The following is a 9,860-nucleotide window of genomic DNA, read 5'->3' as shown; positions in this document are numbered from 1 at the left end:
AACCCGCTGGCGGACGCCGGCGTCATCGGCGTGTCGGGCGCGGCGGCGCTCGGGGCGGTGCTCGCGTTCTACTCCGGCCTGTCGGCCGCCTTCTCGCTGGCGCTGCCGGTCGGCGGCGTGGCAGGCGCGGCGCTCGCGGTGGCCGCGCTCTACGGCCTCGCCGGACGGGGCTCCGCCACCATGACGCTGATCCTCGCCGGCGTCGCCATCAACAGCCTCGCCGGCGCGCTCACCGCGCTCGCGCTCAACCTGTCGCCGAACCCCTACGCCGCCATGGAGGTGATGTTCTGGCTGATGGGCTCGCTCGCCGACCGCAGCATGGACCATGTGGCGCTCGTGCTGCCGCTGCTCGCGGTGGGCTGGGGGCTGATGCTGGCCTGCGGCCCCGCGCTCGACGCGCTGACGCTCGGCGAAGACACCGCCACCAGCCTCGGCTTCCACATGGGCCGGGTGCGGGCCATGCTGGTGGTGGGCGCGGCGCTCGCCGTCGGCGCGACGGTGGCGGTGACGGGGGCGATCGGCTTCATCGGCCTCGTGGTCCCGCACATCCTGCGCCCGCTGGTGGGCGGGCGGCCGGGCCGGCTTCTGCTCGCGAGCGGGCTCGGCGGCGTGGCGCTGGTGCTGGGCGCCGACATCGGCGTGCGGGCGATCGGCGTGCGGCCGGAGCTGAAGCTCGGCGTGGTCACGGCGCTGATCGGCGCGCCGTTCTTCCTGTCGCTGCTGTGGCGGCTGAGGCGCGAGGCGTGATGGAGATCGTCGCGCGCGACCTCACCATCCGGCTCGGCGGCGTGCCGCGCGTCGACCGGGTGTCGCTCGCCCTGAGGCCCGGCGAACTGGTCGGCCTCATCGGCCCGAACGGCGCGGGCAAGACCACGCTGTTCCGGGCGCTCGCAGGGCTCCGGACGTCGGACGAGGGCGAGACGCTCTACGACGGGCGGCCTCTCGCCGCGATCGGGCGCCGCGCCTTCGCCAAGCGGCTCGCCTATCTCGAACAGACCGCCGAGGCCCATTGGCCGCTTCGGGTCGAGCATGTGGTGGCGCTCGGCCGGCTGCCTCATCGCGGCTTCGGCCGGGCGGCGCTTACGACCGACGCGGCCGCTGTCGAGCGGGCGCTGCGCGCCGCCGACGCGGAGGGCTTTCGCGGCCGGCTGATGCGCGAGCTTTCCGGCGGCGAGCGCGCCCGGGTGCTGCTCGCCCGCGCCTTCGCGGTGGAGAGCGAGTGGCTGCTCGCCGACGAACCGGCCGCCGCGCTCGACCCCGCCCACCAGCTCGGCCTGATGGAGCGCCTGCGCGCCGCCGCCCATCGCGGCATGGGCGTGGTGGTGGTGCTGCACGATCTGACGCTCGCGAGCCGGTTCTGCGACCGGCTGGTGCTGATGGCCGGCGGGCGCATCCTCGGCGACGGCCGCCCCGCCGAGGTGCTGACCGACGAAGCCGCCGCGACCGCCTACGGCGTGTCGCTGATCCGGGCGGAGACCGGCGGCGAGCCGCTGGTCGCGCCCTGGCGGCGGCTCGCCCCCGACGACGACAGGAGGACACGCCCATGACCGAGATCGCAGCCGTGCTGGAGCAGCGCCTTCAGTGCCCCGACACCCACTGGCACATGGGGACCTTCGGCGTCGTGGCCGAATTCCTGCGCGACGCCGACGAGCCGACCGCCTTTCCCGCCGGCCGGGGGCTCGCCGCCTTCACCGCCCGCGGCGCCGTCCGGCTGGAGCCGACCGACGACCTGACGCTGTTCGCCTATGAGGGCGCCATGAGCCGGGCCCGAAGCTGGAGCCAGCATGTGGGGCTCGGCCTGCCGCGAAAGGCCTGCGCCCTGAACCGCCGCGCCGTCCTAACCGAGCTCGGCCCCGACCGCGACGCCGTGCGCGAGGACGACCGCGACGGCGTGCTGTTCGATCTTGGCCTTGCGCGGCTTTCGATGGACGCGCTGGTCCGCACCCGCGACGCGAAGCTGATCGCCGCGCTGCGGGCGGCGGAGGGCAAATCGCTGTTCGGGGAGGCGGGCGCGGTCATGGGCGAGATCTTCCGCGCCCAGCCGCACCGGGTGTTCGTCACCCGCGTCGGCCCGGTGGAGGTGTTCCAGCCGATTCCCATGGACGGCGGCGTCAGCCCGCCCGGCCCCCACACCCATCTGCTGCCCAAGCTGATGAAGACCGGCCGCGCCCACGGCGCCAACGTGCCCGCGCCGAAGGGGCTGATCCTCAGCGGCGGCTTCGCCCCGCCGCATCCGGCCCGCGATCCTCACGGGACCCCGCGCCCGTTCGACGCCGCGCGCCACGCGGCCTTCCAGGACCTCATCGCCCGCTTCGGCGACCCCCGCCTCGCCGCCGTCAAACACGCCGCGCGCGACAACGACCCCAACCCGACCCTCGCCCCCCAAACTCGCCACGAACGCGCCGCCGCGCGGGTGGGGGAGCTGCAGCGGGGGTTGGGCGGCTAGAAACCTCCGCCGCCGAGAGCGCGCGATTTCTTGTCCCGGCCTTGAGCCGGGACCCAGAACCGCTGACGCGTCAGAATAAGACAGCCCGGCCGTCGCGCCCTTTTCTGAAACGGCAGCGTCTCTGGGTCCCGGCTCAAGGCCGGGACAAGGAAGAGGGGCGTCGCGCTCCCTCTCTGTCCCGCAGCGCCAGCACGGCCTCCCCTCGCGCCGGGCCTCACCCGCAGGCGCGCAGCCGGGGTTCGGCGGCGAGGGCGGCGGCTTCGGCGAGGATGTCGTAGGAGCGCAGCCGGGCGTCCCGGTCCCAGATCGCGGCGGCGGCGATGAACTCGTCGGCGCCGGTGCGCTCGGCGAGCCGGGCGAGGCCGTCGCGCACGGTCGCCGGGCCGCCCACGATCGAGCAGGACAGCATGTGCGACACCTGCGCCTTCTCCCGATCGCTCCAGAACGCCTCGATGTCGTCGAGCGGGGGCGGCAGCAGGCCGCGCGTGCCCCGGAACATCCGGGTGAAGCTCTGCTGGGTGGAGGTGAACAGCCGCCGCGCCTCGGCGTCCGTCTCTGCCGCGATCACGTTGACGCCGACCGCGGCGTAGGGCCGGTCGAGCTGGGCCGAGGGCTTAAACGTGTCCCGGTAGACGGTCAGCGCCGAATCGAGCGCGTCGGGCGCGAAATGGGAGGCGAAGGCGTAAGGCAGGCCGAGCGCCGCCGCGAGCTGGGCGCCGAACAGGCTGGAGCCGAGGATCCACAGCGGCACCTCGGTTCCCGTGCCCGGCACCGCCTGCACCCGCCGGCCGTCGTCGAGCGGGCCGAGCAGCGTCTGAAGCTCCAGCACGTCCTGCGGGAAGGCGTCGGCGGAGGTCATGTCCCGCCGGAGCGCGCGCAGGGTCTGCTGGTCCGTGCCCGGCGCGCGGCCGAGGCCAAGGTCGATGCGGCCGGGGAACAGCGTCGCCAGCGTGCCGAACTGCTCGGCGATCACCAGCGGCGCGTGGTTCGGCAGCATGACGCCGCCGGCGCCGACCCGGATGGTGGAGGTGCCGGCGGCCACGTGGCCGATGACGACGGCGGTGGCGGCGGAGGCGATGCCGACCATGTTGTGGTGCTCGGCGAGCCAGAAGCGGGTGTAGCCGAGCGCTTCGGCCCGGCGCGCGAGCTCCAGCGAGCGGTCGAGGGCGTCGGCGGCGGTCCCGCCTTCGGGGATGAAGGCGAGGTCGAGAACGGACAGGGCGGTCATTCGGCGGACCTTGGATTTTGTGGCGTCGTCTGTCCAAGTCGTGCCCGGCGGCCCCCGGCGCAAGGCCGCCAGCGCGGGGCGGCCATGCGTCGCCTGGCCGGCGCCCGAGAGTTTCTTGCGCCGAATCACTCCCACGGGCTAGGTCGAACGCATGAGCGACATCGCCCCTCCGCCGCAGGACGGCGTCCTGCCCGTCGAGCTCCGGTCGGCGCTGGAGGAGCGCTATCTCGCCTATGCGCTCTCCACCATCACGCAGCGGGCGCTGCCGGACGTGCGCGACGGGCTGAAGCCCGTGCATCGCCGGGTGCTGTGGGCCATGCGCGAGCTGAAGCTCGACCCCGGCGCGGCGTTCAAGAAATGCGCCCGCGTTGTTGGCGACACCATCGGCAAGTACCACCCCCACGGCGACCAGTCGGTCTATGACGCGCTGGTGCGGCTGGCGCAGGATTTCGCCCAGCGCTGGCCGCTGGTGGAGGGGCAGGGCAACTTCGGCAACATCGACGGCGATAACGCCGCCGCCATGCGCTACACCGAGGCGCGGCTGACCGAAGTGGCGCGCCTGCTTCTGGACGGGCTGGACGAGGACGCGGTCGACTTCCGCGCCACCTATGACGGCACCGAGAAGGAGCCGATCGTCCTTCCGGGCGCCTTCCCCAACCTGCTGGCGAACGGCAGCCAGGGCATCGCGGTCGGCATGGCCACCTCCATCCCGCCCCACAACGTGGCGGAGCTGGTGGCGGCGGCGAAGGCGCTGCTGGACGATCCGGCGGCCGACACCGACGCGCTGCTCGCCCACGTGCAGGGACCGGATTTTCCGACCGGCGGTGTGATCGTGGACGGCCCCTCGGTGATCGCGGAGGCCTACCGCACCGGCCGGGGCGGCTTCCGCACCCGCGCTCGCTGGGCGGTGGAGGATCTCGGCCGCGGCGCCTGGCTCGCGGTCATCACCGAGATTCCCTATCTGGTGCAGAAAAGCCGGCTGGTGGAGCGCATCGCCGAGCTGATCAACGAGCGCAAGCTGCCGCTGGTGGCGGACGTGCGCGACGAATCCACCGAGGACGTGCGCCTCGTGATCGAGCCGCGGGCGCGCACCGTCGATCCGATCGTCATGATGGAGCAGCTGTTCAGGCTGACGGAGCTTGAAAGCCGCATCCCGCTCAACATGAACGTGCTGGTGCGCGGCCAGACGCCCATGGTGCTCGGTCTGAAGGACGTGCTGCGCCAGTGGCTGGACCACCGGCGCGAGGTGATCCAGCGCCGGTCCCAGCACCGGCTCGACGCCATCGTGCGGCGGCTCGAGATCCTCGACGGGCTGCTGATCGCCTTCCTCAACGTGGACGAGGTCATCCGCATCGTCCGGCAGGCGGACGATCCGAAGGCCGACCTGATCGCGGCCTTCGCGCTGACGGAGACGCAGGCCGAGGCCATCCTCAACATGCGGCTGCGCTCGCTCGCCAAGCTCGAGGAGATCGAGATCCGGCGCGAGCACGACAAGCTGAGCAAGGAGGGCGAGGAGCTGCGCGCGCTGCTCGGCTCCGAGGCCCGGCAGTGGAAGCGCGTGGGCAAGGAGCTGGACGGGCTCGCCAAGACCTTCGGCCCGGAGACCGCGCTCGGGCGCCGCCGCACCACCTTCGAGCGCCCGCCGGAGGGCGCCGCGGAGGCGGTGGCGGAAGCGCTGGTGGAGCGCGAGCCGGTCACGGTGATCGTGTCCGAAAAGGGCTGGATCCGCGCGCTCAAGGGCCACATCGCCGACGTCTCCAGCCTCACCTTCAAGGCGGACGACGCGCTGAAGCTGTCGTTCCACGCCGAGACGACCTCGAAGCTGATCGTGGCGACCAGCACCGGCAAGACCTTCACGCTGGACGCCGCCAAGCTGCCCGGCGGCCGGGGCGCGGGCGAGCCGATCCGCCTGATGATCGACATGGACGAGGGTTCGGAGATCGTGGACGTGTTCGCCCATGTCCCCGGCGCCAAGCGTCTGGTGGTGGCGAGCGACGCGCGCGGCTTCGTGGCGGCGGAGGAGCAGCTTCTCGCCAACACCCGCAAGGGCCGGCAGGTGGCGAATGTGGAGCCGGGCGTCACGCTGCTCCGGCTCGCGCCCGCGCAAGGCGACACGGTCGCGATCATCGGGCAGAACCGCAAGCTGCTGCTGTTCCCGCTGGCGCAGGTCGCCGAGATGGCGCGCGGGCGCGGCGTGAGGCTTCAGCGCTACAAGGACGGCGGCGTCTCGGACGTGATGACGTTCACGCTGGCGGACGGCTTCAGCTTCGTCACCAACGGCGGCAAGACGTGGTCGCTGAAGGGCGACGACCTGCGCGACTGGCTCGGCAACCGCGCCGAAGCCGGCCGCCTGCCGCCCCGGGGCTTCTCCGCCAACAACCGGTTCGGCGGCTAACCGGGCCGAACCGAATTAATCTTTTGTTAACCACACGCCGCGAGGGTGACCCTCGTGGCTGCGGCCGAGGCGGCTCCCGTGACCGACGGCGGACAACGCGGGAGCCGCCTCAACCACGCTCTCGGAGCCCATTGAAGAATTCAAAAAAGCCGTCATGCCTGAGAGTGGTCATCGGGCGTCAACAACGTGAACGCTCAGGTTCATGTCCCGCAAAAAGTCGTGGATACCCGCGCGTTGCGCGGGCATGACGGGAGTTCGGGTCGCCACGTCGGCAGATGTCAGACGGGCTCTCAGGACAGCGCGCTGAAGCTCACCACGAACTCGCGAATGCCGGACGCGATGAACTGCACGGCGACGCAGGTGAGCAGGAAGCCCATGATCTTGGTGACGGCCTGGATGCCGTGCTCGCCGAGAAACTTCGCGATCCAGTTCGAGAAGATCAGCGCCACATAGGCGACCGCCACCGTGATCGCGACGCCGATCAGCACGATGATGTGGCCGTCGATGGAGTGGCCTTCCGGGATCTGCGAGCCGTAGCTCATCACCACCGCGATCGAGCCGGGGCCGGCGAGGCTCGGCATGGCGAGCGGCGAGAACGAGAAGTCGAGCTCCGCCTGCTTGATCTCCTCGGCGTCGCCTTCGTCCACCGGGCCCTCCTGACCCTGCCCGGAGAACAGCATGCGGAAGGCGAGCACCATGATGATGAGCCCGCCGGCGATGCGGATGCCCGGCAGCGAGATGCCGAACAGCGCGATGATGCCGTTGCCGAGGAACAGGAAGGCCGAAAGGATCAGGAACGCGTAGAGGCAGGCGAGCCGCGCCTGCCGGGCCCGCCAGTGCGGCGACATGCGCCGCGTCAGCGTCAGGAATAGCGGAACGGTGCTCAGCGGGTTCATGATCGGCAGCAGGCCGAGCGTGATCACGGGCACGTATTTGATGGCGTTGGTGATGAACTCCACGTCGCCTCCGGGCGTCCGCCGCGGGCGGAGGCGCCACGGTTCCACGCCTTTCTCCTAGCGCGGAACCGCCGCGGCGCGAAAGAGGTCAGTCCTGCGCCGTCTCCCAGCCTGCGGCGCCGAGGCGCTCCTGGGGGCGGAAGCGGCGCTTGTAGTCCATCTTGGGCGAGCCCTCGACCCAGTAGCCGAGATAGAGGTAGGGCAGGCCCTCGGCCCGGCAGCGCGCCACGTGATCGAGGATCACATGGGTGCCGAGGCCGCGCTCGGGCTGGTCGGGATCGTAGAACGAGTAGACCAGCGACAGGCCGTCCGACAGCCGGTCCACCAGCGCCACCGCCTGCAGCGGCCCGGCGCCGCGGCCGGTGACGGCGGTCTCCGCGCCACGGCGGCGATACTCCACCATCCGGGTGCGCACGTGGCTGTCCTCGACCATGGTGGCGTAGTCGAGCACCGTCATGTCCGCCATGCCGCCCTCGGAATGCCGGCTGTCCAGATAGGCGCGGAACAGCGCGTACTGCTCGGAGGTGGGGATGGGGGCGCTCTCGGCGCCGATCAGATCCGCGTTCGCGGCGCGGTTGCGGCGGAACGCCTTGGTCCAGACAAAATCATCCACCCGCACCCGCACCGAGACGCAGGCGCGGCAGGTCTCGCAGGCCGGCCGGTACGCGATGGTCTGGCTGCGTCGGAACCCGCCATGGGTGAGCAGGTCGTTCAACTGCGGGGCGTGGTCGCCCACGAGATGGGTGAACACCTTCCGCTCCGACTGCCCCGGGAGATAGGGGCAGGGCGAGGGGGCGGTGAGGTAGAACTGCGGCGTGTTGCGCGAATGGGCTGTCAACGTCGGGTCCCGACCGGCGGCGCCGGACGACAGGTCCGGCGCCGCGCTGCCGCATCAGGATAGCAAGCGAAAGGTGTGCTGCAAGCGCTTCAGTAGCCCCGGCCGTCCAGCCGGCCGCGATCGAGGACTACGGTGCTCAGGATCAGGTCATGCAGCAGCTGCTTACGCTTGGTGAACAGGCCGACCAGCAGCACGACGGGCGTCAGGATCGTCATGGAGAAATAGAGGAACACCACATGAGCGGCGGCGATCAGGAAGCCCGGCCGGGTTCCGTCGAGCTGGCGGCAGGTGAGGCCCGTCAGCCGCATGCCCCAGGTCGCGGCGCGGTCGCCGCCGAGCGTCGCGCCCGAATAGAGCACCGCCATGGCGTAAAGCACGCCGCCGTAGAGCAGCCACGCGAGGCCGAGCGTCAGCACGCCGAGGAAGAAGATCACCACGCTGGCGGCGGCGGTGAGCGTCAGCACCACGGCGAAATCCACCAGAAAGGCCAGCACGCGGCGGCTCAGCACGCCGTCGTAGAGACGGGGATCGGCGAGCGGATCGAAGGCGACCGGGCGTTCGGCGGTCGCGCTGGTGACGAGGGGCTGGGACATCGTGTGCGTCGCGGTCCTTCGAAGCATCCGCGGGATCCATTCCCGCGCCTGAAGATGTGATGCGCAGGACGAGCCTTGACAAGACGCGGGGACAACCGGCGCGCGCGGCCTTGTGATCTGACCCAAAACCTATAGATCAAGGCCCATGACTCTCGTGCACGCCGCTCCGACCACCGCGCCTTACGACGTCGAGCGCCTGCGCGCGGATTTTCCCGCGCTCGCGCTCGAAATCCACGGCAAACCGCTGGCCTATCTGGACAACGGCGCGTCGGCGCAGAAACCGACGCAGGTTCTGGACCGCATGCGCCGGGCCTACGAGACGGAATATTCCAACGTTCACCGTGGCTTGCATTATCTTGCGAATGCGGCGACCGAAGCGTTCGAGGGCGGGCGGGAGAGCGTGCGCGCGTTCCTGAACGCGGCCTCCACCGACGAGATCATCTTCACCCGCTCCGCGACCGAGGCGATCAACCTGGTCGCGAACGGCGTCGGCCTGTCCATGATCGAGGAGGGCGACGAGATCGTCCTCACCATCATGGAGCACCATTCCAACGTGGTGCCGTGGCATTTCCTGCGCGAGCGCAAGGGCGCGGTGCTGAAATGGGTGCAGGTTCGCGAGGACGGCTCGTTCGACCTCGACCTGTTCGCCGACGCCCTGACCGAGCGCACCAAGTTCGTCGCCGTGACCCACATGTCCAACGTGCTCGGCACGGTGGTTCCGGTGAAAGAAGTCACGCGCCTCGCCCATGAGCGGGGCGTCCCCGTCCTGATCGACGGCAGCCAGGGCGCCGTGCATCTCGCGCCGGACGTGCGCGACATCGACGCCGACTTCTACGTGCTGACCGGCCACAAGGTCTACGGCCCGACCGGCATCGGCGCGCTCTACGGCAAGCGCGACCTGCTGGCGAAGCTGCCTCCGTTCAACGGCGGCGGCGAGATGATCCGCGACGTGACCGAGGACGGCGTCACCTATGGCGAGCCGCCCCACCGCTTCGAGGCCGGCACGCCCCCGATCGTGCAGGCGATCGGCCTCGGCGCCGCGCTCGACTACATGCGCGGCGTGGGGCTGGAGGCGATCGCCGCCCATGAGGCCGGGCTCGCGACCTACGCCCGCGAGCGCCTCGGCGCCATCAACGCGCTGACCATCTACGGCGACGCGCCGGGCAAGGGCGCGATTGTGGCGTTCAACCTGGACGGCGCCCACGCCCATGACGTGGCCACCGTGCTCGACCGCTCCGGCATCGCCGTGCGCGCGGGCACCCATTGCGCCCAGCCGCTGCTGAAGCGGCTCGGCGTCACCTCCACGTGCCGGGCGTCCTTCGCCCTTTACAACACCACCGGCGAGATCGATCGTCTCGCCGAGGCGCTCCTTCGGGCGCGCGATCTGTTTGCGTGAGAAAGGCT

Annotated in this window: 9 protein-coding genes; 5 read left to right on the top strand and 4 right to left on the bottom strand. The window is 71.0% G+C overall.

Annotation, left to right across the window (positions count from 1 at the left end; genetic code table 11):
• From ACFQ4O_RS05045 to ACFQ4O_RS05035, 3 genes are all read left to right on the top strand, one after another.
• Positions 1–747 (top strand): FecCD family ABC transporter permease (locus ACFQ4O_RS05045; RefSeq protein WP_378774562.1); only part of this gene is annotated, 747 nt, incomplete at its 5' end.
• Positions 747–1,547, top strand: a complete 801-nt coding sequence (locus ACFQ4O_RS05040; RefSeq protein WP_378774561.1) for an ABC transporter ATP-binding protein — start codon at positions 747–749, stop codon at positions 1,545–1,547. The genes ACFQ4O_RS05045 and ACFQ4O_RS05040, both read left to right, overlap by 1 nt.
• Positions 1,544–2,446 (top strand): DUF6925 family protein, encoded by a 903-nt coding sequence (locus ACFQ4O_RS05035; protein WP_378774560.1) that lies wholly within the window; start codon positions 1,544–1,546, stop codon positions 2,444–2,446. Before ACFQ4O_RS05040 ends, ACFQ4O_RS05035 begins: the two co-directional genes overlap by 4 nt.
• A 214-nt stretch (positions 2,447–2,660) precedes the next feature.
• On the opposite strand, the gene ACFQ4O_RS05030 is transcribed toward ACFQ4O_RS05035, so the two are convergent.
• Positions 2,661–3,674, bottom strand: coding sequence for an LLM class flavin-dependent oxidoreductase (locus ACFQ4O_RS05030; RefSeq protein ID WP_378774559.1), 1,014 nt, complete (start codon positions 3,672–3,674; stop codon positions 2,661–2,663).
• Positions 3,675–3,825: 151 nt separating this feature from the next.
• On the opposite strand from ACFQ4O_RS05030, the gene parC reads away from it, so the two are divergent.
• Positions 3,826–6,069 (top strand): DNA topoisomerase IV subunit A, encoded by a 2,244-nt coding sequence (gene parC, locus ACFQ4O_RS05025; RefSeq protein WP_378774558.1) that lies wholly within the window; start codon positions 3,826–3,828, stop codon positions 6,067–6,069.
• A gap of 290 nt (positions 6,070–6,359) precedes the next feature.
• Here parC and ACFQ4O_RS05020 read toward each other — a convergent pair whose 3' ends face one another.
• The 3 genes from ACFQ4O_RS05020 to ACFQ4O_RS05010 all read right to left on the bottom strand — a co-directional run bounded on the left by ACFQ4O_RS05020 (position 6,360) and on the right by ACFQ4O_RS05010 (position 8,456).
• Positions 6,360–7,073 carry a MarC family NAAT transporter gene (locus ACFQ4O_RS05020; protein ID WP_378774557.1) on the bottom strand — a complete coding sequence of 238 codons (714 nt, stop codon included), beginning with the start codon at positions 7,071–7,073 and terminating at the stop codon, positions 6,360–6,362.
• A gap of 40 nt (positions 7,074–7,113) precedes the next feature.
• The gene (locus tag ACFQ4O_RS05015) at positions 7,114–7,863 is read right to left on the bottom strand and encodes an arginyltransferase (RefSeq protein WP_378774556.1); all 750 of its coding nucleotides are present in this window, start codon (positions 7,861–7,863) and stop codon (positions 7,114–7,116) included.
• Positions 7,864–7,952: 89 nt separating this feature from the next.
• Positions 7,953–8,456 carry an RDD family protein gene (locus ACFQ4O_RS05010; RefSeq protein ID WP_378774555.1) on the bottom strand — a complete coding sequence of 168 codons (504 nt, stop codon included), beginning with the start codon at positions 8,454–8,456 and terminating at the stop codon, positions 7,953–7,955.
• Positions 8,457–8,601: 145 nt separating this feature from the next.
• On the opposite strand from ACFQ4O_RS05010, the gene ACFQ4O_RS05005 reads away from it, so the two are divergent.
• Positions 8,602–9,852, top strand: coding sequence for a cysteine desulfurase (locus ACFQ4O_RS05005; protein WP_378774554.1), 1,251 nt, complete (start codon positions 8,602–8,604; stop codon positions 9,850–9,852).
• Positions 9,853–9,860: the final 8 nt, after the last annotated feature.

Origin of the sequence: Methylopila musalis (assembly GCF_042679725.1) — a bacterium.
GTDB classification, from domain to species: Bacteria; Pseudomonadota; Alphaproteobacteria; order Rhizobiales; family Methylopilaceae; genus Methylopila; species Methylopila musalis.
This window is presented reverse-complemented; position numbering and strand designations above follow the sequence as displayed.